The 25053-nt window shown below is 43.6% G+C and carries 27 protein-coding genes; 5 read left to right on the top strand and 22 right to left on the bottom strand.

The annotated features are described in order from the left end of the window. Positions 1-167 precede the first annotated feature (167 nt). The 6 genes from rbsB to ACU1JV_RS16145 are packed head-to-tail and all read right to left on the bottom strand — an operon-like array spanning position 168 to position 5938. Entirely contained in the window at positions 168-1088 is a 921-nt protein-coding gene (gene rbsB / locus ACU1JV_RS16170) for a ribose ABC transporter substrate-binding protein RbsB (protein WP_013371406.1), read from the bottom strand. Between the two features lie 34 nt (positions 1089-1122). Further along, positions 1123-2091, bottom strand: coding sequence for a ribose ABC transporter permease RbsC (gene rbsC, locus ACU1JV_RS16165; RefSeq protein ID WP_016820748.1), 969 nt, complete (start codon positions 2089-2091; stop codon positions 1123-1125). Position 2092: 1 nt separating this feature from the next. Beyond that, positions 2093-3574, bottom strand: coding sequence for a sugar ABC transporter ATP-binding protein (locus tag ACU1JV_RS16160; protein WP_058830866.1), 1482 nt, complete (start codon positions 3572-3574; stop codon positions 2093-2095). A gap of 30 nt (positions 3575-3604) precedes the next feature. Further along, on the bottom strand, positions 3605-4039 hold the full coding sequence (rbsD, locus tag ACU1JV_RS16155; RefSeq protein ID WP_025674544.1) for a D-ribose pyranase: 435 nt from the start codon (positions 4037-4039) through the stop codon (positions 3605-3607). After that, positions 4039-4917, bottom strand: coding sequence for a ribokinase (gene rbsK, locus ACU1JV_RS16150; protein WP_413986214.1), 879 nt, complete (start codon positions 4915-4917; stop codon positions 4039-4041). The genes rbsD and rbsK overlap by 1 nt, the downstream gene beginning before the upstream one ends. Further along, on the bottom strand, positions 4910-5938 hold the full coding sequence (locus tag ACU1JV_RS16145; RefSeq protein ID WP_413986215.1) for a LacI family DNA-binding transcriptional regulator: 1029 nt from the start codon (positions 5936-5938) through the stop codon (positions 4910-4912). The genes rbsK and ACU1JV_RS16145 overlap by 8 nt, the downstream gene beginning before the upstream one ends. A 213-nt stretch (positions 5939-6151) precedes the next feature. Between ACU1JV_RS16145 and ACU1JV_RS16140 the strand changes: the two genes are divergently transcribed. Next, positions 6152-6880 carry a DsbA family oxidoreductase gene (locus tag ACU1JV_RS16140; RefSeq protein ID WP_413986216.1) on the top strand — a complete coding sequence of 243 codons (729 nt, stop codon included), beginning with the start codon at positions 6152-6154 and terminating at the stop codon, positions 6878-6880. A gap of 90 nt (positions 6881-6970) precedes the next feature. Here ACU1JV_RS16140 and ACU1JV_RS16135 read toward each other — a convergent pair whose 3' ends face one another. Together ACU1JV_RS16135 and ACU1JV_RS16130 are read right to left on the bottom strand one after the other, a co-directional pair. Beyond that, on the bottom strand, positions 6971-7759 hold the full coding sequence (locus ACU1JV_RS16135) for an SDR family oxidoreductase (protein ID WP_025674548.1): 789 nt from the start codon (positions 7757-7759) through the stop codon (positions 6971-6973). A gap of 156 nt (positions 7760-7915) precedes the next feature. Next, on the bottom strand, positions 7916-8827 hold the full coding sequence (locus tag ACU1JV_RS16130; protein ID WP_413986217.1) for a copper amine oxidase N-terminal domain-containing protein: 912 nt from the start codon (positions 8825-8827) through the stop codon (positions 7916-7918). A 240-nt stretch (positions 8828-9067) separates the two neighbouring features. Here ACU1JV_RS16130 and ACU1JV_RS16125 point away from each other — a divergent pair, with 240 nt between their 5' ends. Next, positions 9068-9985: an AEC family transporter gene (locus tag ACU1JV_RS16125; RefSeq protein WP_013371415.1), complete on the top strand. Its 918-nt coding sequence runs from the start codon at positions 9068-9070 to the stop codon at positions 9983-9985. A 339-nt stretch (positions 9986-10324) separates the two neighbouring features. Here ACU1JV_RS16125 and ACU1JV_RS16120 read toward each other — a convergent pair whose 3' ends face one another. The 3 genes from ACU1JV_RS16120 to ACU1JV_RS16110 all read right to left on the bottom strand — a co-directional run bounded on the left by ACU1JV_RS16120 (position 10325) and on the right by ACU1JV_RS16110 (position 15773). Then, entirely contained in the window at positions 10325-13396 is a 3072-nt protein-coding gene (locus ACU1JV_RS16120; RefSeq protein ID WP_413986218.1) for a X2-like carbohydrate binding domain-containing protein, read from the bottom strand. 466 nt (positions 13397-13862) lie between these two features. Then, on the bottom strand, positions 13863-15035 hold the full coding sequence (locus tag ACU1JV_RS16115; RefSeq protein ID WP_025674555.1) for a M20 metallopeptidase family protein: 1173 nt from the start codon (positions 15033-15035) through the stop codon (positions 13863-13865). A 228-nt stretch (positions 15036-15263) separates the two neighbouring features. Then, on the bottom strand, positions 15264-15773 hold the full coding sequence (locus ACU1JV_RS16110) for a GNAT family N-acetyltransferase (protein ID WP_025674556.1): 510 nt from the start codon (positions 15771-15773) through the stop codon (positions 15264-15266). A gap of 109 nt (positions 15774-15882) precedes the next feature. Between ACU1JV_RS16110 and xerS the strand changes: the two genes are divergently transcribed. After that, positions 15883-16983, top strand: a complete 1101-nt coding sequence (gene xerS / locus ACU1JV_RS16105; RefSeq protein ID WP_413986219.1) for a tyrosine recombinase XerS — start codon at positions 15883-15885, stop codon at positions 16981-16983. A gap of 8 nt (positions 16984-16991) precedes the next feature. On the opposite strand, the gene mobB is transcribed toward xerS, so the two are convergent. From mobB to ACU1JV_RS16090, 3 genes are all read right to left on the bottom strand, one after another. After that, positions 16992-17543 (bottom strand): molybdopterin-guanine dinucleotide biosynthesis protein B, encoded by a 552-nt coding sequence (mobB, locus tag ACU1JV_RS16100; RefSeq protein ID WP_413986220.1) that lies wholly within the window; start codon positions 17541-17543, stop codon positions 16992-16994. After that, the gene (locus ACU1JV_RS16095; RefSeq protein ID WP_413986221.1) at positions 17540-18817 is read right to left on the bottom strand and encodes a molybdopterin molybdotransferase MoeA; all 1278 of its coding nucleotides are present in this window, start codon (positions 18815-18817) and stop codon (positions 17540-17542) included. Before ACU1JV_RS16095 ends, mobB begins: the two co-directional genes overlap by 4 nt. Before the next feature lie 203 nt (positions 18818-19020). Beyond that, positions 19021-19260: a helix-turn-helix domain-containing protein gene (locus ACU1JV_RS16090; RefSeq protein WP_058711193.1), complete on the bottom strand. Its 240-nt coding sequence runs from the start codon at positions 19258-19260 to the stop codon at positions 19021-19023. Between the two features lie 88 nt (positions 19261-19348). Between ACU1JV_RS16090 and ACU1JV_RS16085 the strand changes: the two genes are divergently transcribed. After that, positions 19349-19564, top strand: a complete 216-nt coding sequence (locus ACU1JV_RS16085; RefSeq protein WP_016820733.1) for a helix-turn-helix transcriptional regulator — start codon at positions 19349-19351, stop codon at positions 19562-19564. Positions 19565-19832: 268 nt separating this feature from the next. On the opposite strand, the gene ACU1JV_RS16080 is transcribed toward ACU1JV_RS16085, so the two are convergent. From ACU1JV_RS16080 to ACU1JV_RS16065, 4 genes are read right to left on the bottom strand one after another with little or no spacing between them, the layout of a single operon-like run. Further along, positions 19833-20567 carry a hypothetical protein gene (locus ACU1JV_RS16080; RefSeq protein ID WP_013371423.1) on the bottom strand — a complete coding sequence of 245 codons (735 nt, stop codon included), beginning with the start codon at positions 20565-20567 and terminating at the stop codon, positions 19833-19835. 5 nt (positions 20568-20572) lie between these two features. Continuing rightward, entirely contained in the window at positions 20573-20704 is a 132-nt protein-coding gene (locus tag ACU1JV_RS16075) for a hypothetical protein (protein ID WP_013371424.1), read from the bottom strand. Further along, positions 20677-21147 carry an accessory gene regulator ArgB-like protein gene (locus ACU1JV_RS16070; RefSeq protein WP_369126322.1) on the bottom strand — a complete coding sequence of 157 codons (471 nt, stop codon included), beginning with the start codon at positions 21145-21147 and terminating at the stop codon, positions 20677-20679. The genes ACU1JV_RS16075 and ACU1JV_RS16070 overlap by 28 nt, the downstream gene beginning before the upstream one ends. A gap of 28 nt (positions 21148-21175) precedes the next feature. After that, positions 21176-21889 (bottom strand): hypothetical protein, encoded by a 714-nt coding sequence (locus ACU1JV_RS16065; protein ID WP_040103619.1) that lies wholly within the window; start codon positions 21887-21889, stop codon positions 21176-21178. A gap of 265 nt (positions 21890-22154) precedes the next feature. Between ACU1JV_RS16065 and ACU1JV_RS16060 the strand changes: the two genes are divergently transcribed. Then, positions 22155-22382 (top strand): helix-turn-helix transcriptional regulator, encoded by a 228-nt coding sequence (locus ACU1JV_RS16060; protein ID WP_013371426.1) that lies wholly within the window; start codon positions 22155-22157, stop codon positions 22380-22382. A gap of 138 nt (positions 22383-22520) precedes the next feature. Here the strand turns inward: ACU1JV_RS16060 and ACU1JV_RS16055 are convergent, their stop codons facing one another. From ACU1JV_RS16055 to ACU1JV_RS16040, 4 genes are all read right to left on the bottom strand, one after another. Continuing rightward, positions 22521-23276 carry a DUF4247 domain-containing protein gene (locus ACU1JV_RS16055; RefSeq protein ID WP_025674568.1) on the bottom strand — a complete coding sequence of 252 codons (756 nt, stop codon included), beginning with the start codon at positions 23274-23276 and terminating at the stop codon, positions 22521-22523. Positions 23277-23289: 13 nt separating this feature from the next. Beyond that, on the bottom strand, positions 23290-23796 hold the full coding sequence (locus ACU1JV_RS16050; protein ID WP_017427734.1) for a DUF4178 domain-containing protein: 507 nt from the start codon (positions 23794-23796) through the stop codon (positions 23290-23292). Between the two features lie 24 nt (positions 23797-23820). After that, positions 23821-24228 (bottom strand): DUF350 domain-containing protein, encoded by a 408-nt coding sequence (locus ACU1JV_RS16045; RefSeq protein ID WP_013371429.1) that lies wholly within the window; start codon positions 24226-24228, stop codon positions 23821-23823. Between the two features lie 129 nt (positions 24229-24357). Beyond that, complete coding sequence (locus ACU1JV_RS16040) at positions 24358-25026, bottom strand: PspA/IM30 family protein (protein ID WP_013371430.1); 669 nt, start codon at positions 25024-25026, stop codon at positions 24358-24360. Between the last annotated feature and the right edge of the window lie 27 nt (positions 25027-25053).

Genomic DNA, 25053 nt, shown 5'->3' with positions numbered 1-25053 from the left:
ATCATACAATTGTTATTCTATCTTTTACCATCCTTTCTTACAATACAAAAATTAAAAACTTCCATTTATGTGTATGTATCGTCATCGTAGAATAGCCAAAAAAAGGACTGATGCGCATTACAGCATCAGTCCGAAAAAGCTTAATATGTTGGGTTCAAACGCCCGTTTTATTTCGATTGATCCACTAACTCCAGCTTAGCGGGAATGGATGTTTTCACGGTTTTACCTTGAAGTACATCCTTGGCTGCCTGTACCGCCAGTTGTCCAATCAACTCAGGTTGCTGAGCCACGGTGGCGGTCAGCTTCCCTTCCTTAATTGATTTGAGCGCATCCTCGTTACCATCAAAGCCGATGACTGGAATATTCTTACCAGAGCTTTGGATTGCTTCAATGGCTCCCAACGCCATTTCATCATTGTGGGCAAATACAGCCTGAACATCCGGGTTGCCTTGCAGCAGATTTTCCATCACATTCAAACCTTTGGTCCGATCAAAATCAGCCGACTGCTTGGCTATGACTTTCAGATCCTTATCTGCTACTTCATGGAAGCCTTTCCCACGTTCGCGGGTAGCCGATGCGCCTGGGACGCCTTCCAGCTCAATGACCTTGGCACCTTTTCCGACTTGATCAATCACGTATCTGGCAGCCATCCGTCCTCCCTCGACATTGTCCGAAGCGACGAGTGCTTTCACATCTCCTTTGTCAGCAGATCGGTCCAGTGTAATAACTGGGATGTTCAATGCATTCGCTGACTGCACGACAGTTGAGATAGCTGACGAATCTGTCGGGTTAATGAGTAATGCGTTCACTCCCTGCTGGATCAGATCATCCACGTCATTACTTTGTTTCGCAGAATCATTTTGTGCATCGACCACAATAACCTGCAATCCTTGTTTTTTGGCCTCTGCAACAACTCCGTCCTTAAGAGAAACAAAGAATGGATTATTCAATGTTGAGATCGACAAGCCGATTTTAATATCCTTCAGGTCTGCAGTCGCTTTAGGCTTCGCCCATTCGGGCGGCTCTAGGGAACACCCTGTCATGAGCAGGAGCAGCAAGGCAGTCATGATTAATGTAAGCTTTTTCATATTTGTGTGTCTCCTTCTATGCAGATTAGGTGTATTATGCGGATTTTTTACGGTCAATCAATACTGCAATAGCAATGACGATTCCTTTTACAACCATTTGGTAAAAAGAGTTAACCCCCAGCAAATTCAAGCCGTTGTTTAGAGTACCGATGATAAGCACACCAATTAATGTACCTACGATTCGTCCGCGTCCTCCCGAAAGGCTTGTTCCACCTAATACGACAGCCGCAATGGCATCCAATTCATAGGAAGTACCCGCTGTCGGCTGCGCCGAGTTCAAACGTGAAGTCAAGATAGCTCCCGCCAATGCGGAAAGCATTCCAGCCAATGAGTAGATCCAAATTTTTACACGTGGTACTTTAATACCAGATACAATCGAAGCCTTCTCGTTACCGCCGATGGCATACGTTTTACGTCCGAATGGTGTTTTATGCAAAATGATCCACAGGACAGCAAAGGTAATGAGCATCGTAATCGCTGGAACCGGAATACCAAACTGATAGCCACGACCGAATAATTGGAATACCAGACTGTCTCCGAGCCCCGTAATAGGGTTACCGTTGGTATAAACTAAGGTTAATCCTCTAAAAATAGTCATGGTTGCGAGTGTCGCGATAAACGGAGCCATTTTACCTTTCGTAATCATCAAGCCGTTGACCATTCCCATCACACCACCTAATGCACAACCAATAATAATCGCCAAAACCGGATCGAAGCCGGCCAGCATCATATTTGCAACAAACGCACTGGATAGCGCTAATATGGAGCCGACGGACAAATCTATTCCACCTGTAAGAATAACGAAGGTCATACCGAACGCGATCAATGCATTAATAGATACCTGGCGCAACAAATTCAAAATATTAAGCGGTTCCAAAAAGCTGGGATTTAAGGCTGATACAATGATCACCAAAATAATGAGTCCCAACAATGGGCCAAGCTTCTGTGTGATTTGTGATATTTGAATGCCTTTGCTACCTTTTGCTTCATTCATAGTTGTCATATTACTGTCCTCCTGTAGCTAGCGTCATAATATTTTCTTGTGTGGCTTCTTCCCTGCTCAGCTCTCCGCTGATCTTTCCCTCGTGTACCACGACAATACGATCACTCATGCCAAGTACCTCGGGAAGTTCTGAAGATACCATGATAATCGCGACTCCACGTTCGGTCAGTTCGTTCATCAACTGGTAGATTTCCCGTTTGGCTCCCACATCCACGCCTCTCGTCGGTTCGTCAAGAATGAGCACATTGGGACCAATACCCACCCATTTGGCAATAACCACCTTTTGCTGATTGCCGCCTGACAAACTGCCAACCGTTGCTTCGGCTGATTGGGTTTTAATTTGTAAGCGCTTAATTAATGTATTAACAAAATCCATCTCTTTTTTGCCTGAAATAAATCCTTTTGATGTAAAACTGAACAGATTCGTCAGCACCATGTTTTCCCGAATGGAAAAATCCAGCACTAAGCCCTCATCTTTTCGGTCTTCTGTAATGAAGCCAATCCCTAGTTTCACTGCATCATCTGGCTTGCGAATAGACACCTTTTTCCCACGTACGTGTATCTCACCACTATCCAAAGCATCCAGTCCAAATAACGACCGCATGATCTCGGTCCGCCCCGAACCCATCAAACCCGAAAAACCTACGATTTCCCCAGAGCGCACAGTAAAATTCACATTTTCAAATAGACCTTTATGCGATGCGTTTTTGACCTCTAGCACCACTTCTCCCAAAGCAGGCGTTCTTACCGGGTAGCGTTCAGTCAGCTCTCTGCCAACCATTTTCCGTACAACCTCGTCAAAATTCGTATCAGGGATTGCTTGAGTATCTACGGTTTTCCCATCACGCATAATGGTAATCCGATCACAGATTGCGAATATCTCCTCCATCCGATGGGAAATATACACGATTGAAACACCATCTTTTTTCAAGGAAGTAATAACCTCAAACAGCTTTTGTATTTCCCGTTCGGTTAAGGCTGCTGTCGGCTCATCCATTACGATCACTTTAGCATCCGTCATGAGTGCTTTGGCTATTTCAATCATTTGTTGTTGACCCACTGAACACTCGCCTGCTTCACCGTTCAAAGGAAGATTTACTGAAAGTTTGCTAAATTGCTCATTTGCTAGCGCTTTCATTTTAGAGCTATCTAGTAATCCCCACTTGGAAGTCATCTCCTTGCCGATAAACAGATTTTCCAGTACCGTCATCTCCGGCCACACATTCAGTTCCTGGTGAATAAAAGCAATTCCTTTTTGCTCCGCTTCCTTGGGGTTGGCAAAATAGGTTTCCTGACCGTCAATGATGATCGTTCCCTCATCGCGTCGATGCAGTCCGATTAAAATATTCATCAGCGTTGATTTGCCTGCACCATTTTCACCCATGAGGGCATGTACTTCTCCTTCACGGAGATCAAAGTCAACACCACTTAGGACCTGATTGGTTCCAAAGGCTTTGTGAATTCCTTTCATTTGAATCTGCATGCTGTCCCCCCCTTTTCATTTCACACTGATTTATCCAAAATGAACTCCTGCCTGTAAAATACAATTGGCAAACGGCGTAGCTTCTCCTGTACGAATGACAGCTTTGGCTTGTCGGGTTAATGCCTTAAATTGTTCATGTGAGCAAAACTCAATGACGGCAGTCGGCTCAATAATCTGTGAATGCTCTAGTTGCTCTCCTGCAAAGGTGCGCATAATATACTGCAATGCTTGTTCATTTTCTTGTTTGATTTCTTCGGCTAATGTTACTTTTTCAATCACCATGTCTGCCGCAATGACATCAACAACATCCTGAAAGGAGGGAACCCCCAGTTTCAACGCCAAATCAATTTTGGTAACGCCTTCAGGAACTGGTAAGCCGGCATCAGCCACGACAATAAAGTCCGTGTGGCCAAGATCCGCTAGTATTTTGGATATGTGACTGTTCAGAATTCCATGTTTCTTCATTATAATTGCTCCTCCACTTCACGACGGGTTGGCATTCCGCCTTGCGCTCCAAATTTGGTAACGGACAATGACGCAGCCCGATTAGCAAATTTCACACTGTCTGCTAGCGATTTTCCTTCAGCCAGTGCCACCGCAAATGCAGCGTTGAAAGTATCTCCTGCACCTGTTGTATCAACGGCTTCTACCTTGTAAGTAGGAACCACAACTTCCTGTTCTCCGTCGAAAAACCGTACACCATTGCTGCCTTCAGTTACAAACAGCTTATTCGGATATTTGCGCAACGCTTCTTGAAGACTCATGTCCTTAAACATGATGGCAGCTTCATGCTCGTTTGGCGTAATGTAGGTTGCATTGGCAATTACGCTTTCTTCCACCTCACGAGCTGGGGCTGGATTCAGCAATAATGGTACCTGATACTTCGCACAAATTTCGCTTACATAGACAATCGTCTCTGGCGGTATTTCCTGTTGAATTAACACAATATCCGAATTTCGAATGACATCAAGCGCTTCTTCCACGTAAGCGGGTGTAACTTCATTATTTGCTGCTTTTACCACGACGATACTGTTATCACCCTCGGCCAGTACAATGTGCGCTGTACCGCTTTCCATATGTGTAACCGGTTTCACATAGTTAATATGAACATGATTTTCTTCAAAATTGCGTAAAATCTGTTGTCCAAAATGGTCATCCCCTACACGTCCAATCATCGTAACGTCCGCGCCGAGTCGTGCTGCGGCTACTGCCTGATTGGCTCCTTTACCTCCAGGTACGGTTGTAAAGCTTTCTCCTAATACGGTTTCACCAGCACCGGGACGCTTGGATGAAGTCACTACGAGGTCCATCGAACTGCTTCCGATAACCGAAATTTTAGCCATGATGATCCACCTTTCTCGTCGTTTCCCGTTCGATAAATTTGACGGGCAATTGTATGCTTGAATACGTAAGTACTTTCGAATGAAGATTAGGTACACTTGTTTTCGTTGCTTGTGCCTGCTCAATTAACTGAATGAGCAAACCTGCCGCCTCCCAGCCCATTTCATAAGCAGGCTGTCGGATCGTTGATAATGGCGGAAATAACAAGCTGCTTAATGGTATATCATCAAACCCGATTATTTGAACATCTTCCGGGATTTTCTTTCCTAATCTATGTGCCTCATGCATCACCGCTGTAGCTACAATATCGTTACTAGCAATCACTCCGTCCGTATCCGGATACTTGCTGAACAGCTCTTTGGCCCACGATTCAGCCTCCTTGAACGAAAAAGACGTTGTCTCGACGACATGGTAAGCAATACCGGAATGCTGAAGCTCTTCCACCGCCCCGCGAAAACGATCTTGTGCTGGACGAATATGAGCAGGCCCCTGCATAACTGTAATTTGTCTGCTGCCACGGGCAACCATGGCCTGAGCAGCCAAGCGGCCGCCATGAGCTCCATCCGCATAAACGGAGAGACTGTCACTGGAAGTCCGGTCGAGAAAAACGACTGGTATTTTCAGTTTGGCGTAACAGTCGGCAGCAGGGTCATTGGTAGATGAAATAACCCCAACAACATTATTCTGAACAAAAGTATCCATGTAATCTAATTCTTTTTGGCGATCTTCATCACTATTACCAAAAATAATCCGAAAATCATTTTCCTGCATTCGATCCTCCACCCCACGAGCCAACAAGGGAAAGTAAGGGTTCGTAATATCCGGCAGCAGCAGGCCGATTAATCTGGATTTCTTTTTATACAGAGAACGTGCAACTTCATTAGGCTTGTAATTTAGCTGCTTCACTGCAGCTTCAACCTTCCGCCGTGTATCCTCGTGGACATATCCGGTTTCATTAATAACTCTGGATACGGTCGCTACGGAAACACCTGCAAAACTTGCTACCTGCTTTATTGTTGTCATAATGTAGGTTCAACTCCAATTGTGTAACCGGTTACACATATAAAATATCATAGCATTTATTTTTTGACAAGCATTAATTATTTGCACGTCGAAAGCATTAGCCGTATAATTTATTTTGTAACTGATGAAGTTTCACCTTTTTTACTTACACTAAAGTAGGCAGATTCACTCCCAGTTGCTCAATAAAATATGTATACATGGAGGCATTTCCTGATGAATATCGAAGTTTGGTCTGATTATATGTGTCCGTTCTGTTATATCGGCAAACGCCGTTTGGAGCAAGTTTTACAGCAGTTCCCACACCACGATGAGGTTCAATTGACATTTAAGAGTTTTGAATTGAACCCTAATGCTGTGAAAGATAGTGGTAAAACGATTAATGAAGAACTATCAGCAAAATATGGTGTCAGTCTGCAAGAGGCTCATGCCATGAATGATCGCATGACCGAAAATGCTCGTTCTGCGGGTCTGGACTACAATATTCATGCCATGGTGCCGACAAACTCTCTCGATGCTCACCGCCTAACGCATTGGGCTCACACACAAGGCAAAATGTTGGAATTGAGCGAGCGTTTATTTCAGGCTGTCTTCATGGAAGGCAAGCATACCGGGGAACATGAAGTGCTGGCAGCGTTAGCAGCCGAGGTGGGTTTGGATCATAACGAAGCCGCTGCTATTTTAGCCAGTGACCGCTTTACCAACGAAGTTAGAGCTGATGAAGCTGAAGGCGCTAAGTTAAGCGTTCAGGGTGTGCCATTCTTTGTATTTGATCGAAAATTTGCTGTTTCTGGTGCTCAGCCGGAAGAGGTATTTCACGATGCGCTTCAAAAAGCATGGGATGAACGTTCACCTTTTACTATGATTAGCGGCAGCTCGTCCAAACAGGATGCAGCTGGTGTATGTACCGATGACGGTTGCGAGCTTCCAAGCCGTGAGAGCTGATCAGTCAATAAATTAAACCTCTCTCTAAATAACTTATGAAAAAGCGTGCCAGCACCAATTACACCTGATGCGGCACGCTTCTTTATTTTTTTATAATGATTTAATCATTCCGCCGTCCACAAGAATGGTGCTGCCAGTCAAATAGGATGAAGCCGATGATGCCAGAAAAGCAACGACTTTACCGAACTCTTCTGGCTCTCCGTACCGTCCCAACGGAATGCCCTCTTCTGCTTGTTTGCGAACTTGATCCGTCGTTTGGTGGGATTTTTCGGCTCGATGCTCGTCCAAGCTGCGTACGCGATCGGTTGCAATTCTCCCTGGTGCTACAGTATGTACCAGAATATTGTAAGGGGCTAATTCCATTGACAATGTTTTCGCTAATCCAGCGACCCCAGTACGTAGTGTGTTGGAAATAATCAGGCCCGGAATCGGTTGCTTAACTGATGAGGAGGCGATATTTAAAATTCTACCGCTTTGTTGTTTCTTCATATAGGGTAACACCTCACGGATCAACCGGATATGACTAAGTAAATTTTGCTCAAAGGCCTGCATCCATACTTCATCTGTAAAATCATCAAAGGTGCCCGCAGGAGGGCCGCCCGCATTGTTAACCAAAATATCGACGGTGCCAAACCAATCAACTGTACGGCGGATGGCCTGGGAGATATGTTCAGGTTTGGTTACATCACAAACTACATATTCAACGCGACCACTCGCTGTTTCCTGTAATTCGGCCTGCGTCCGCTGAAGCTCTGCTTCATTTCGTCCCGAAATAACTATATTTGCACCTTCACGTGCCAATTCGCGTGCACTTGCTTTGCCAAGTCCTTTACTGGAGCCTGCAACAAAGGCTGCTTTTCCCGTTAATCCTAAATCCATTTATGATGACACTCCCTTTTCTGAGACTTCTCTATTTAATTGTACACATGACCAGAACATAATGCGAATAGCTCGGTACAAAATAGCAAAACAAAAAAGGGCCTGACATTCAGCCAGGCGCCCTTTTTGTATACACCATTTTTTGTTGACAGCACGTTATAATGCTTCGGATGTTGTTGCCTGCTCATATACAACAACAGACTGGCTCTCAGGCTCCCATTTAACATTTGCTCCCAAAGCCTCTCCGATTACCCTTACAGGTACCATTGTTGTTCCATCCACTATGGCCGCTGGCTGCTCGATAGAATATGGCTGGCCGTTAATGTATGCTTTGGCGCTATTCACGAATAGTTTGACGGACACACCGTTACGCGTGACAGTAACAGCCTTTTCTTTCGGATCCCAGGAAACCTTGGCATTCAGAGCTTCGGAAGCTGTTCTAAATGGAACAAGTGTGGTGCCATTGCGGTTAATCGGTTCGGCATCGTATTTTTCACCATTCACGAACAGCTTCATACCTGATGACCGTCCAGCCTTCCTCGAGAATAGATCCAGCTTTTTGTAGCTTTCCAGATTGGACACATTAGCCAATACTGCCTCCTCCTGCATGTAAACGGCATCTGTTACATTTCCGTTTTCAGCTAGTAGCTCTGCAGCCTTAGTTAGTGCTATGTCAGAATTTCGGATCAATTCAAGTTCAGTTACCTGCTCCGGGGTCAAACGTTCCGGGTATTTTGTAAGCAGCAGATTCGCAATAACCGCTCCTGCCGGCTTATCTTTTGTATTTTCTACCGCTTGAAGCAGACCATTGTACCCGTTGTGTCCCTTGCGACCTTTTTGGTCTTTGGACTCCCCGTATGTATCATCCGTTACTGCAACAGGGGTATTCTTTTTGATTTCGTCGTGTTTATCTTTTTTGCTGCTTTTTTCATTCCGGTCTTTATCAGACGCCTTTGCTTCCTGTTTGTTCTCCTGACCATTTCCGCGCCCCTGCTTGGCTTCGGCGGTTCCCGCTGCCAGTCCCAAGACCAGTATACACGCTAATAATGCTGTCCATGTGTTTCTCATGATGCGATTCCTCCTTATAGTAAAAGACCAGGTTTAAATGTAACCTACATATATTAACGGCTACTATAAGCTAAATATGAAGCTCTTTTTTTCTAGTGTTGCATTTTTAGGGGCTGATGGCTAATCCAATATAATAAATTTTATTATGCGCGAATCTGTTTCCACAGTATAATGGAAAATGCAAATGCATTTTAAAGATTAACCTTTCCATTCGCATAATAGAAAGAAGAGGAGACAGACATGTTCGGCACCATTCTTTTAGACGTTGTTTTACCTATTTTTGTCCTTATCGGTTTTGGCTGTATCATGCAATATTATTTCCGACTGGATTTGTATACCTTAGCTAAAATTAATTTTTACTATATCACCCCTGCAGTTGTGTTTACCGGTCTTTATAACTCTGAAATTTCTTTAATCCTCATGGGTGAGGTCTCACTTTTTTATGCCTTGTACATAGCTATTTTGTACGTAATCAGCACTACCGTTGCCAGATCTCTGAAATACAGCCCCGGCATGCGTGGAGCTTTTACAAACAGTGTAATGCTTGATAATTCAGGAAATTATGGTCTACCTATTAATCAGTTGGTGTTTAAAGGTGATCCGCTGGCTATTTCCGTCCAAGCTCTGATTATGACTTTTCAAAGCTTTGTTACATTTACATACGGTACTTTTGTTGTACAAAATGGTAAGGCCAATACACGAAAAATTTTAATTAATTTTTTAAAAATGCCTGTACCTTACGCGCTTGTGCTGGGCTTGCTCCTGAATCTACTGCACAGTCCATTGCCTAATTTGCTGGCTGAGCCTCTAAACTATATTAGCCATTCGATGGTCGCAGTGGCTCTACTTACTTTGGGAGCACAAATTGTGCAGTACCCTTTTCATTTGCGCCGGACAGCCGTGTATATCAGTATGGTATTACGCCTGATTGCAGGTCCAATAGTTGGTTTTATGCTCGTGTTCTTCCTAGGTCTTAAGGGGATTCCCGCTCAAGCATTGCTCATTGCGTCAGGTATGCCTACCGGCGTTAATACAAGTATTTTGGCGGAAGAATATAAAAATGAACCTGATTTTGCAGCACAGACAGTATTACTTTCTACGATTGTGAATGTCATTACGATGACCCTGTTAATTTCAATATCCCGTCATCTTACTTGAGGTGTATGATAAATATAAACTTGATTTATGACGCTTTTTGTCTGAGGACAGGAGCGTTTCTTTTTCAACAAAAAAAGAACATACGTTCTGGCTCTTATCTTTTTTTCTGTTTGAAGTGGTGTGTTGTGTTATGTAGATGGTATGCGAGAAGGATCTTTTTCTATTATGAATTTTTCATATAGTGAAATAGTTATGTGTTTGAATTCAAACCCCTGCTGATTGCTGTTTTTAACTTGAACTTCTTTTATTTTTAGATAAGAATGAGGAGAACTAATTCCTCAAAAAATAAAGCCAGCTCGCTCATTAGAGTGGCTGACTTTAGATTATTTTTATGAAGATTTAGGGCTCAATTCCCCATTGCTTGATCCCAGACAGGTAAGCGGTTATTTTAGTAGAATCTTGTAAGCTGTTTGCTATGGGGTTAAAGGAATAATCATCAGTCTGTGTATAATTGCTCCAATCCGCTTTGGATATCCGGGTTTGTAGCTCAACACTCTGACCAGGCTCTAAAGAACCCGCTGCCGACTTAAAACCAATTTCCGCATAAGAATCTGCACTTGGCTTTGCATTGGTTAACACTTTGAAGTTAGCAATCACATTCTCTGTACCGATGCTTGACCAATCTGTAAAGAAGTTCTGCGATTTCTCTCCGTTAATGGTGTAATAATAACGCAATGTCACGTCTGCTAGGGAAACGGGTGAGCTTCCTGTATTGGTTATTTTAAACTTGGAGCTGATCGTATTACTTGTTGCAGATATATTCCCATTGAAAGATTGCACCTTCAGAGCGCCCTCGCCTGTTCCCGGCTCACTTGGCGTATCCCCTTTTACCGTAATCGTGAACAACGCATCATTGCCTGTACTAAAATGGAAGTTAAGCGTTGTCTCTCCTTTGGGAAGTTTAGATAAATACTTGTTGGTAAGAATGACTGTTTCTCCACTAACCGTATAATCTTCACCTTTGCTCAGTGTCACGCTCCCTTGCTTGATCGCATCTAGTGTATTACCGTTAAGTGTAAGCTTTACAGTAATATCGCTATTGCCGTTAGCCACTCCATAGGTTGCAGCTGTCGGTGTAATACTTGCTTGCCCGGTCGAAGGCTGATCCCCCCCTACACGATCTGCCACCAGAATGCCGCGCCCATTCGTTCCCAGATAAGCACGTCCGTAAACCCGAGGATCCCCAATAATGGTGGTCACACGAGCATATTGATGCTTGTCATCATTAATGCGTACCCAGTTTGCGCCAGTATCGTCCGAGCGATAGAATCCACGTGTACCGTCAATTTTACCAACGATAAACACTGTTGCATTGGTGCGATTGGGTGCTGCTTTGCCAAAGCCTACAAAATCCGCCTCCTGTACATGATCAAGCTTGGTGAATGTAACACCTGAATCCTTGGAATGCCATAAGCCGTATGGCCCTCCGTCCTCGGAGCCTCCAGCAAACCACACATCCCCTTCCGCTCCTCGTACAGCACCAATATCTGCATTCCCTACACTTGGCAAACCAGTAACTGTGGATGCTGTGAAGGATGCGCCTCCATCAACACTTACATATATTTTTCCAGCAGCAAACGCGTAGTATTTGTTAGGATTTACTCGGTCAGAGGCGATCTTTGCATTGGCTGGTATTCCCGTGCTTGCTGTCCATGAGTTTCCTCCGGTTTTGGAATAAAATACACCTTTGTCCGATGTACTCCACAGCAATCCATTACCATTTGCCGCAACAGCGATGCTGCCTCCTCCTGCTGTACCAGAAGGCTCGCTATTTGCTTTGTACCAGTTTGCTCCGCCATCATTGGAAAATCCGATGGATTTGGCATTTGGATCTTTTTTATAGTCTGCTTTACCCACCCGAGCCATAAAAGAAGGGTTCAGCTCGGCATAATCAATGCTTTCGCTGCTTGTAAAGGTTGGATTATCCAGCATTTTAGCGGGAGCCTTGAACAGATCATCATGTCTGAATCCGGAAACATCACCCACTGCACTCACTAGAGGAGCTCCAGTAGGAGGGCTCACCAGATCCAAAATCGCCGTTTCCTCTATCCCTTTAGCGGCTACCGAGATGTCCAGCTTATCTCCCTTGTCCCAATTGGTCAGATTTTTAGAGCCATATATCGTAGCTCCTGTGCCATACAGCATATGATCTGAGTTAAATGGATCTATCTCAAGATCTCCAATCATCCACCCTAGCTTGGGCGATATTTCTGGCGGAGCAGGGTTGGCATTGAAAGTCAGCCAAGGCGCACCGGATATATCCAGATTGTATTTGAGCTTACGAGACGGGTAACCGTCGAATTCCCAAATAGGGCTCCAGGTTGCTCCACTATCAGTACTGCGGTAAATCGTTTCATCCGGCCACCAGGCATTCAATGTTGCAACCATAAGGGTACCAGGCTTCTGGGCATCCACCGTCAGTCCACCATACCCAAAATGATTGTCCGCGCTGCTGCTGGCAACGGGGCTAATGTTAGTCCACTGTCCGCTGGCTGTATTCAATTTCCATAGTTCACCCTTTGTTCCGTCATATGGCCCAGCTCCATCGCTGTAAGAAATATACAGGTTTCCATCTGGTGATAAAACACTGTGATGTGGCAAATAACCTGTAGGCTGTCCTGCTACAGCAGACCAGGTTGTCCCGCCATCTGTACTGCGGTAGACACTTTGCTTTTTGTCTGCGACACCCACATAGATGGTCTGTGTTGCTTTGCTGGAAGAGCCCGTTTTTTTGTCAAAGGTGATCCAGGCTAAACCGACAATATCACTGGTGTATTCATTTGAAGGGTCCTGTACATACGTCCCCGGATTCGGGAAACCGCTCACCTTACTCCAGGTTGCCCCGAAGTCGGAGCTTTTCCACAGTCCATTACCACTTCGAGCTCCGAAGAATAATATATTGTTCTTATTCGGATCAATTGTCAGACGTTCACCCATCGAGCGTCCCGGCATATTGCCTCCTACCTTAAAGGGAAGCTTCGTAGTCTGCCATGTATTACCTTTGTCAGTGGAGCGCATAATTTGCCCGTTATGTTTATCCCAGGAATTAGTATACGTACCTGTAGCTATATATACACGATTCGGATCCACAGGATCGGTGGCTAGTGCGTCGACACCATTTTTGTTCCAATCTTCCCAGCCCACAGAATCGGTCAGCGGAATCCAGCTTTCATTGGCAGGATTCCAGCGGTAAGCTCCTCCAATATCTGTGCGGGCATAGATCAGATCTTTTTCCGTTTCATTAAAAATAATACCAGGTACAAAACCACCTCCACCACCTGTAACGACACTTTTCCAAGTATATTCGTCACTTGGAGCAGCATGAGTGGGTGCTATCATGCCTGTCCAGGAAGCACCCCCTACTACAAGCGCCAAACATGCAATTCTCAACCTGCTTTTTGTCTTAGTCAATGAATTCAACCTCCTTCTCTGTAATCATTTGAATTGGTAAGCCATTTGGAGCTAAAAGTAATCAGACAATTGCGGATTCATTCCTATCGTTATTATTCCATTCATCAATCAAACGAGCGTTCTTTCAAGCTCACCTCCAGTAATTCAATAGATATGCAACATCCGATTGATAGCGCTTACACGGATGTTTGCTCAATAGTTTCGTCATCTTTTTCTCTTTTCCTTGTGTGAAAAATCAAGATAATGTAATAGGATCTCCTGGTTGACTACTTGTAATATAAGAGTAAGCTTTCCCTTACCGTTGATACCTCTTATAATTTACTATTAGGATTTTTTCATATAGTGAATTATTTTCTTAATTTTTCATTCAATCTAGATGCCAAAATACTTTGATTTACAGCAAAAAACCGCGCTATGCGCGGTTCGAGCTTCCGTTAATGCTATGGCTAACCATTAAAAAATATAATTATTGCAAATATTCAAGCGCCAACGCTAGAAAAATATGTCCTGAGATGAGCAATGCGCGCTCATCAAAATCAAAGTGAGGATGGTGATGAGCAAAATGCGTTCGTTCATCCTCATTACGTGCACCCACATGAATAAAAGCTCCAGGTCGTTGCTCTAGATAATAGGCAAAATCCTCTGCTCCCATGACCGGTTTCAAGTCCATAAAAGCATCTGCCCCATACAGCCTGCTGACTAGCTCACGTACCCGTTCTGTTTCGGCCTCAGCATTCACCAGTGCAGGATAGCCATTCAAATAATCAATTTCGTATCCCGCATGATAAGCCTCCGTCAGACCTTTTACGATACTACGAATTTCGTTCTCGACTTCCTTGCGTACATCCTTATTAAACGTACGTACGGTCCCTTCGATTTTGGCTTTATCTGCAATCACATTAAAGGCAGTACCCGCTTGAAATACCCCAATCGTTAACACCGCTGATTCAATAGGGTCCACTCTGCGACTCACCACCTGCTGCAATCCGTTCACAATCTGACTGCCGATGACAATGGAATCCACTGTCTGATGTGGCCTGGCGCCATGTCCACCTTTGCCGTTGATCTGAATTGTGAAAGCATCGACTGCAGCCATTGCCGGACCACTCTTTAAACCAATTTTGCCCAGCGGGATCTCCGAGGAAAGGTGGATACCATATACTGCTTCCACCCCATCCAGACAACCATCCTCGATCATGAATTTGGCTCCGCCAGGCGGTTTTTCTTCGGCATGTTGAAAAATAAACACAAGCTTTCCCTTCAGTGTCTGACGGTGATGGCTTAACACTCGTGCGACTCCTAGCAGCGCAGCCGTATGACCATCATGTCCACAAGCATGCATAACACCGGGAACGGTCGATTTATAAGGCGCATCCTTTTCATCCTGAATAGGAAGTGCATCAAAATCAGCACGAAATGCAATCGTTCTACCTGGCTGGCCACCTTCTAAAAAACCGAGCACACCATTTCCACCGACATTCATTCTTACTTCAATACCAAAAGAGCGTAATTGATCGGCGATAAATGCAGATGTATTCGTTTCTTCAAAAGAAAGCTCTGGATGCTGATGCAGATGTCTTCTCCATGCAATCAGTTCTTGTTCACCATCTTTTAGTTCCTGAACCCATTTCTCCAGCATATTACCCTCTTTTCCTATTGAATTTATATGCTTACATCCTTATCTTACCATAGATGATTCCAATAAGTTATATATGAATTAGCAAATAGCTTTATACCTGTGTTTTTATAGTGTCAATGCAGCTTCTAATTGGAACGATCTATGGATAGAAGACTGTAATTAACAACAAAAAAAGCCGACAGAATATTCTCCTCGGCTCTTTTCTGATGATTTTCTATTATGAATTTTTCATGTATTGAAAAACTGACTTATATTTCCTCGCACTGGATGTGTCTGCTCCCTATACTCACCATTCGTATAGCTTCCAATTACCTTGCGCCAAAAGGATTGGGCTGGTCTATTCGTGCTCATCTGCGTCACCTTCCACCGCCCGTTAAAACGTCCAAACAGCTCATGAGCCGCCCATGTACCCACACCATTGTACCGATAAGGACGAAGTACAAAGAACTCAGCCATGTAATAGTCAGCTTCTCGATTGCTAGACATTCGGTCAACGAGTGCAAAGCCCACAGGAATATCCTGTCTCCAAATCAGAAAAGGTAGCTTCTGTTCGCCGCTCGTCCAGTATTGATACAAGTCTGGATAAGCCGGGAATGTTCCCTTCTCAGTGACATCAATTCGCAGATAGGCTGTAAAATCGTATAAGTAAAATTGCATGAGTTGGACAATAATGTCCTTCTGCGACTCTGGTACACTCTTTATGGACAGCTTCAATTCTGATTTGATATTATATCCCATACTTTCACCTCTCTTGGCGGTCAGCTTGTTCTTTACTTTAATTACTCCCATCCAGTGCTGTTCAAAATATGCTAAAATACATGTATTATGACCGGACGAGGTGGACCCTATGAACATACAAAAGATCATCGACCGGCGCAAACTGGATGAAAAGATGCCGGATCTGCCATGGTACGTACAGCAATTTATGGATTACAAGCTTCCCGACCTATCCCCCTCTACTTTGCTGGAATATGTACGGGATTACGAAGCTTTTTTTTCATGGCTTCGCTCGGAAGGCTTGTCTGCCGGAGAAGCGAATGCCCAAGTTACGCTGGAAGAATTAGAGAGACTTCATATGGATAGCATTACAGGCTTTCGCTTGTTCCTGTCTACCAAACGCGAAGGCTCCAATTCCCGCATCACCATTTCACGTAAGTTGTCGTCCCTGCGTTCACTCTTTCATTACTTGAGTCAAATCGCTGAGGATGAAAACTTTTATCCGTTGCTCAAGCGCAATATTATGGCCAAAGTCGAAATTAAGCGCGTACATAAACCCAAGGATACGGCCGCCAAGCTCAAAGGAAAAATACTGGAAGAGGAAGAGCTGCTTGAATTTATCGGCTATATTTATGAAGGCTACGGACAAGATTTGGCTGATAACAAGCAAGCCCTATACTCCTATGAATTAAACAAGGAGCGGGATGCCTGTATCGCAAGTCTTATTCTGAACTCGGGGCTACGTGTATCCGAAATCGTCAACTTGAATATAAATGATCTCGATATAAACAATAAATTACTGTATGTGTACCGCAAAGGAAATAACGATGAAACTTTTAAAACGCCAGTATATTTCCGCGAGCAGTCCAAAGATGATCTCGCACTTTATTTGTCCTTAAGACATACCCGTTATCGTGCTCCAAAAAAAGAAAAAGCTCTTTTTGTCGCACGTCCCAACGGCAGTACGGAGGGCAAACGGATGACTAAAAGAGCGATTCAAGCTATGATCATCAAATACGCCAAACGGTTCGGCAAACCCTATTTGACCGTTCACAAGCTCCGTCATTCCTTTGCTACTGACTATTATTTACAAAATGATATCTACAAAACCAAGGAACAGCTGGGTCACGCTTCGACTGAAACAACGGAAGTCTATGCCCACCTGACTGACAAAACGATGTCTCAGGCGATCGAACGACGGATAGAGACTCAGACTGACCCAGCCGATTAATGGCCCTCTCAGCCCTGCTCTGTCTGGAATCCTGCTCTGTGCCTCTGAATTTGTTCGAGTAACCAGCGGCCTGCCGGGTCGCTGGCATCGGCAGGATATATCTGCACCGATTGTTCATCTGAGTAGTAATCCTGAGCCCAATCCATATGGCACTCCCAAACTACTACTCCCTGTACATTTGTCAGCTCCTGAACAAGTCGGGCATCCGATTGTTCTCGCACCATGACCAGCTTCGGATATTTTTCCTGCTTGAAGCCTTCCAGCAACACACAGTCATACGCCTGAAAATGCCGGATGAGTCCGGTCACAGGCCGACTATGTTCCTCTAAAATCGCTGTTCTTTCTGCCGAAACAATCGCTACGCCTTCGGCGCCTGCCTGTCGGTGCTTGTACGTATCTGTTCCCTCATGATCCATCTCAAATTCATGACCATCATGCTTGATCACTGCTACACGTAGTCCTGACTGCTGCACATATCGAATTAAACCTCCGAGGAAGGTGGTTTTTCCTGTATTTTTGAATCCGACGATTTGACATACAAATGGATGTTTTGTTTTCACGTCACCTGTCCGCCTTGAAGCACCAGTACATGCACCTCTTCACCTTCGCGCAAGCCTTCAGTTGTGGGAGGGACTACGATCAGACAATCGCTGTCCTTAATCGTGACCATGGCACTGGATTCATCTACTCGCGCAGGAATCGCATATACTTGTCCACCACGTATCTCCAGAGAACTGCGTACAAAGCGGGTATAGTTGTTTACCTTCGTATAATCTGCTCCTAGCTTCGCTGTCCAGGTTTGCAAATACGGATGTACCGAAGATAACATCATTTGAATAGTTGGACGTACAAACAGCTCACAGCCTACAAAGCACGCACCGGGATTGCCTGAAAGCGCAAATAACAGCTTGCCGTCTATCACTGCGGCTGTGGTTACACTACCTGGACGCATCGTAACCTTGTTGAACAGCATATTCACATCTTCCTGTCGCACGAGGTCACCCATAATATCAAAATCACCCACCGACACTCCACCACTCGTAACCACGATATCATAGGCAGCTATTGCTTCTCTGACAGAAGCCCGAGCAAGGTTCAAATCATCATGAATGGCTTGCAGAATGAACGGCTCTCCTCCTGCCTCTCTAATTTGAGAAGCCAGCATATATGTATTACTGTTTCGAATTTTCCCCGGTTGTAACGGCTCATCCACTGCGAGCAATTCTGACCCTGTGGAAAAGACGGCCACCCTTGGCTTCCTGTAAACAGGCACCCGATGTACACCAAAAGTAGCCAGTACCGAGATGTGCCCCGCTCCCACGCAAGTTCCCTTACTGAGCAAAAGCTGACCTTCCTTAATCTCATGACCAATTTGTGTCACATTTTTGCCAACTTCCATACGCTTCTTCAAGCCAACATATGTCTGTCCATTTTCCTCACGCAGCTGTGTCGCCTCCAGCATAACCACCGTGTCCGCTCCTTCAGGTAATTGTGCTCCTGTCATGATGCGGGCTGCCATTCCCGTCTCCACCCGCTTGTCCGATACGGTGCCACAAGGAATTTCATCAATCACATGTAGCCAGATTTCCTGACCAGTCGAACAGACTTCAGTGTCCGAGGCAAGGATCCCATAGCCGTCCATACCAGAGCGACGAAAGCGGGGATACGGATGTGGCGCAGTCAAATCCATCGCCAGATAGCGACCATGTGCTTGCTCAAGCCCTACGTCCTCCCTTTCGCCCTGTTGAACATAACTAGCTATCCTGCTTTGTGCCTCTTCCACCTTAACTGCTTTACGTTGGAATTTTTCTGTATTTAATGGCGTCTGATTCATGTTCTCACTCCGTTCTTCTAAAATACCCTCTTTCTGTTATAACGCTAAAACCGTTATCTGGCAAATCCGAACGGTATTTATTGGATTGCTGCAAGTCTCTATCCGCCAAAAAACAGCCTGAATATCATATCGCGGCTGTTTTTGGTAGATTTTAGTCTTTGGTTTTTGGTTTTGCATGTCATCACGTCAGTTTTCTACGTATATTAGGTTATATTATTTTTACCGAAATAGATTGAATCTATTGTAACCTCATACAACGAGGACATTTGCTGCGCTCGAGCTATTGTTAAATCAGATGAATCTTCCTCTATATGTTTTAATTCATTCATTGACATACCAAGTATATTGCAAGCTATTAACTCACTATATCCTGAAGCGAGTCGTGCCATCTTTATTGTATAAAAGCTAGTGCAAGTTACATTTTCATTTTTATCTGCAACCATCCAATCAACTCCACAATATAATTGATAAAAAAGTAATTTACCTGTATACTCTGAACGAAACACTTTTCCCCTGTTAGGAGCAAGTAAGGTGCAAAAACTTACTCGGGGGAAATGCCTTTTGAAAGAGGAGCTCAAATCTCATGGACGCACTCAATCATGGCTCGCCCGACGAACTGGATATTCGCGGCAACAAATATCCAACTGGATCGCGGGACGTGACAAAATGTCATTCGAGGCGGCAGTCCTCATTTCTAGGATATTGGAGTGTAAAGCTGAGGACTTATATGAGTGGGAACTTGCCTGACAAACAGGCATTTCCTTCGGGGCATTTGTACATGCCGGCATTTACAATATATATCCCGCTTTCACCCTCCTTTTCTTATATGTAGATTGTTTCACCTTAATTTAAAAGATTGTTATTTTTTTCATAATCAATTTTATCACATGGAAAATGATTAAAAACGGGAAATATGTCGAATTAAATCGAACCCGTCCGGCTTATCCTAGTCTAACTGATTATTGACTTATTCATTTAAATCTGGTAATAAAAATGACCCCTGAATTTTCATGGGTCATTTCCACAGTTTTTTAAGCGCTTTAAGTTTATTATGAGACATCGAGCATGTGAAGTCAGATCCTTCGAATCGTACCAGCCCTCCAAATGCGTTAGACTCAATTTCACAAACCAAGTCGAGATTTATCAGGGTATCTTTATAAGCTGGATATAGATACGGAAAAGCTTCCCTGCAAGCCTGTGCGGTTAGCCCGATTGTATAAGAGCGATCTCCAGAGTGGAAACGCGGGACATAGTAATTTTTTTTAGGTTCCCACATATCCACACTAAGCATATTCCCTACCTTAAAAAAACCGCTCACTGTTGCCTTACCCACTACCTTGATTTCCGATCCGAAAATATAACGAATTTCTCTATCGGCATTCATTGCATCCGCATATATTTGTTTCCATCGAGATAAATTGGCTGAATTTATACTTTCTTTGATGTCTTGATTTTTAAAAACAACCTGCCCCCCTCCATAATCTCCCGTAACGATCTTGTCCACTTGTGTGATGTTAACCAAATTAGATCCGTCCAAATTGCAAAAAGTGGGTAAGCCTACGGAACATTCATGGAGGGTGGTGGGAACTGTAAATCTTCCATGAGAAGTATGAAAAAGCGGGATGTGATAATTGCTTTTAGGCTTCCACAATTCAATCGCAACTAGGTGATTTTCACAAAAGAAAGAGCAATCTCCAAGTGAATTGTCATCAAGCAATGGAGTGGCTAGGATTCGCTTTCCCTCTTCCATTAAATTCAGTTCTTTTCTGTTTTCTTCAGCTCAGCTGGTACCGGTTTAGCGCCAAATATTGTTTTTTCTTTTTTGGTAGACTCGTTAGCGTATTTCCCAAGGCTTATACTTAAAACTCTCGCCAATTTCTTATCCATTTTCGCTCACCTCCTTTCCATAAAGGAAGAATACTGAATGCTTGTATAACTATAGATAAACATATTATGTGAGATTGTACAAAAAAATTTAATATGCAAACCAAAATACATATCGTTTTATAATACTTGTGATATTTGGTCTTATTAATATAGATAAAATGATTGGGAGCATATACTACAAACACTAATAATGAACAAGCGTTAATTATCAAAATTGTTGATAAACCTAAAGAAACAAAAGGTATAGTTACACATATGGCCGTTGTAAAACAGACACAAAGGGTAAGGTTGCTGAAGTGTACCCCACCTGAAAATCTCCTTACAAACATGATCGTAGCCAGAGCTAGTAATGCCCCCCAAAAATGTCCTGTTATCCAGGCTATAACTGCAACCATTAGTACTGCCGAAATTTCGGTTATTTTTATACCAATCGCATACTCCATCACTTCTACACTTGTAGGTCCATCAGGATCAGCTTTCTTTATTTCTGATGCGATGTGCCTCGATAGCGTTTCTAGCATCCTCGTAATCTCCTTTCTCTGAAAAGAAGTACGAAATTCCAAAAGTTAGCAATGAGATGGAAAGTAGTCCTATCGTATTGGAGTTATAGAGCATATACAAAGTAACAAGAATAGTGACAAATGATATTAGGGAGCCTATGATGAACATTTTATTAAGGGGTGATAGGTAATTTTCACCTTTCAAAAAATCATGTGGGGGCTGAATGATAAATGAGAAACCAAAGTTGTATTTCCCCATGACAAAAGAAATAAAGTACGCAGTAAAAATAGAAGCTAACTGTATAACGTAAATGGAAGAACCAGAAGTATTATTAATAATATCAGGTTGTGCTACTCCGAAAAAATTTGCAAATATATATACAAATAGCTGTAGGTTAATGTAAGCTGTTAGACCAGAACCAGCAGAAAATGCTGCAAGATATGTTTTGATCCCTAAACCAAATCTTAAAAAGAGAACCATTAACAAATACTGAAGCGGAAAATCAAATTTAGGCATGCCTATAACTTCTCTCATGAGAAAGGAAAAGAAAGCTATGCCAATTGCATAGAAAAGTATTTTTCTTCGATTTTCCCACACCGGAAGCATATAAAGCTTCAAGACCAAAGTAACTGCCGCTAAAGCATCGAAAAAACCAAGTAAAATATATAAAAAAGCAGATAACACAGTTACATCATCCTCCTATTTCGCCTGATGTAATTGTATATTTTACTAATAGATGTGGCAATGAAATAATCTAGTAAACTGTCATTTTTTGTATAAATATGAGGTAAAATTTTCTTTCTATGGCTTTCTTCTTCAAACTCGACACCCATTCGTGCTAACAAAAAAATCCCCCCAAGTGAGCGACGTTGCTTTTGCTAATGTATTATGTTGGTTTTTTTTCGATATCAAGGTTATAATCTACTTAATTTGGGGTGGAGGGATTATAGTGGCTTTAAGTGACAATTTTAAAAAATTACGTATAAAATATCATTTGACTCAACAAGAGCTTGCTGAGATCGCTGGGGTTACCAATAAAGCAATTTCAGCTTGGGAGAGCGGACTTTCTGAACCACGAATGGGTGCTATAGAAAAGATAGCTCGTCATCTCCATATCAAAAAAAGTAACATCATCGAAGACGATGGCATTGAGCACATAAGCTCTGATCAAGTGTAGGTCAAAGTAGACGGTAATAAAATCGAAGTGAGAGCATCCGTTCAATTCACTGTAGGTTATATCAAACAACAAAAAAAGGAACTGTGCAACAGCTTCACAGTTCCGCAAACAACTTTAGAAGAATATAAAACATTACCATTATCGTCGACTTCGTCGGCTGATTTTACCTGAGCCGCTGCGTGTTTTAGGCTTACTATACGATTTGCGCGGCGAATCAAATATGCTGGAACCGCCGCTGCTGCCTCGGTCACGTGAAATCGAGCCTCTGCTCGGTGAACTGCTGGAGCCTCTATCGAATAGACTCCCGCTTGATCCAACGCTGGAATCCGAATTTTTCCCTCTACGGGTAACTGAGCCTTTTCGCTCCACCGTTATCGGCGGGATCGCTTTTTTCTCCTGTGCTGTTGGAGCACGATATTGCCCTTGTGAAGGTCGGTATACATCTCTGCTCGAATAACCTCGATAGGAGCCAGACCCCCGCAACGAATCGAACAGAGCATCCAGCACAGTTGCAGTTAAGTATCCTTTTAGAAAGCTGGAACTGTAATTTTGCTCGACATACTTTTTACTATCAATTTCAATGAGTGTGTCTTCCTTCTTAGCTGGATCCTGCTGCAAATGGTACCACTCATCACTATATACCAGAAACATCCGCTCATTGCTCTGAGGTGACATTTGTTCCGGTGTACGCTGTTCTTTCAATTCCTCCGCTACTTCGGGAACCGTTTTGCCTGCCGCCCGATACACGTACGAGGTCGAGTTTCCGCTACCACTAACGGATTCCAGCGGATACGTATCTTTCACATTTGGCGCGCCGCAGCCGCTTAACACGGATACGAACAAGCTCAGCGCCACAATGACCTTTAATGCATATTGCCAGGTGCGTTTGCTCATGTGTAACCCTCTCCTAGCTTGCCCGAATAACCTTGACGTCTCCGGTAATCACTTCTTCTCCTTCATAAAGCATAAAGCGACCGTCCTGCCATTCTACCCGCAATAGATGGTAATCATCAGACTGGTACTGCCAAACATGTTGCTCTCCACCCTGCCGGAAAGGAGCACGGCCCATAACGGTAACATGCCCAAAATACTGTTCTTCCAAATGATACGTTGTATCATCCAGTTCTAAAATGGTCGGTACTTCCTCCGGGTTGTCTAGTCTGCCATCGATGGCCTGATAAAGTCCGAATTGCAGTGTTTCCCGTTCCTCAATATGAAGATAACTCACTTGATTACCATCCTGAAGCGTCAAAACAACAGCATTCCGAGCACGATTATGTACACGACCTACCACTTCATAGGTGACAAGCGACACCTCACAAATATCCCCTGGATTTAAGTGAAGCATGCTTTTTTCCGCTTTCGGCGGTTCAGGCTTAGCAAATAGATTTGAAATTCGTTTCCATACACTCATGGTCATATTTCCTCCTTACTTTGCCTAGAAGCATGCTGTAATGATCAAGGCACCAACCAAATGCAGCGCTCCCGAAAACAGACCGAAACCAATTTTACCTTCCTGGGTACCTTTATCCAGATCAAACTGTGCCCAATATCTCAACAGCAGACGCACAATCACTTCCAAAACAAGCAGGATAATAAAGGCAATCACAGAATACACAAGCGCTTCAAGCAAATTATTAGCGGTAGCAATTGAACCTGATAAAATATATCCTTGTGCAATCAGCTTCATAATCATCCGTACCGTTACGGCCATATTTCCGGCTTTTACTTCGGCAAAATCCTTATACTTTGTAAATAAAGAATCGACATACATTAATACGAACAGCAAAATAGCACCCGCGCCCGTCCATACCAGCATCGCTTTCATCGTTTCTAAAAAATGCATTTGCTACCATCCTCCACATCTTCTTGACTACATATATTGATTTACGCCCCCAGGCAGGGAAAAGCGAAGGAGAAAACGTTTCTCCTTCGCTTACTGAGCCCTCACACTAGCGGCAATGCTTAAAAGTTCTTATTTGTTTTCGTATTGTTTCAGCAAAGCAGCAAGTTCATCGTCCACAGCACTTTTCTTATCCAGCTCTTTGAACTCTTCATCCAGCGATTTTTCCTTGGAAGCCATTTCGTTGCTCGCTTCAGCACGTGCTTCTGCTTGCAGCATTTTTTCCTCCATACGCTTCAATCCAGCAGTTGCCGTATCCGAGCTAAAACCGTTCATAGCTTTGTTAATTTCAGTTTGCGCTTTAGCTGCGTTATAACGGGCAACCAGTGTCTCGCGCTTGTTTTTCATTTCAGTCAGCTGTCTACGCATTTCATCCAGCTTACCACGCAGGTTGTCAGCTGCAGCTTTGTTTTGCTCATAACCAGCTTGGAACTCGTTCATTTTTTGTTCGGCAGATTTCTTTTCTTCCAGCGCACGACGAGCAAGATCCACATTTTGTGCTTTTGCAGCCGTATGAGCCTGTTCTTCGCGTTTTTTCACCAAAGCTGCCTGTTCTTCGTATTGCTGTTTGAATCTCTTTTCAATAGCAATTTGAGCGGCTACCGCTTTCTCTGCGTCTTCCAGATCCTCTTGCATATCACGAATGTATTGATCCGTCATTTTAACTGGATCTTCTGCCTTGTCGATAATGGCGTTAATGTTAGACATCGTAAGATCTCTTAATCGTTTGAAAATAGACATGTGAAGTTCCTCCTAGAATTGAATGCT

Source organism: Paenibacillus sp. T2-29, assembly GCF_052921365.1.
The sequence above is the reverse complement of the archived record's forward strand: the minus strand, read 5'-3'. Positions and strand labels throughout refer to the sequence as shown.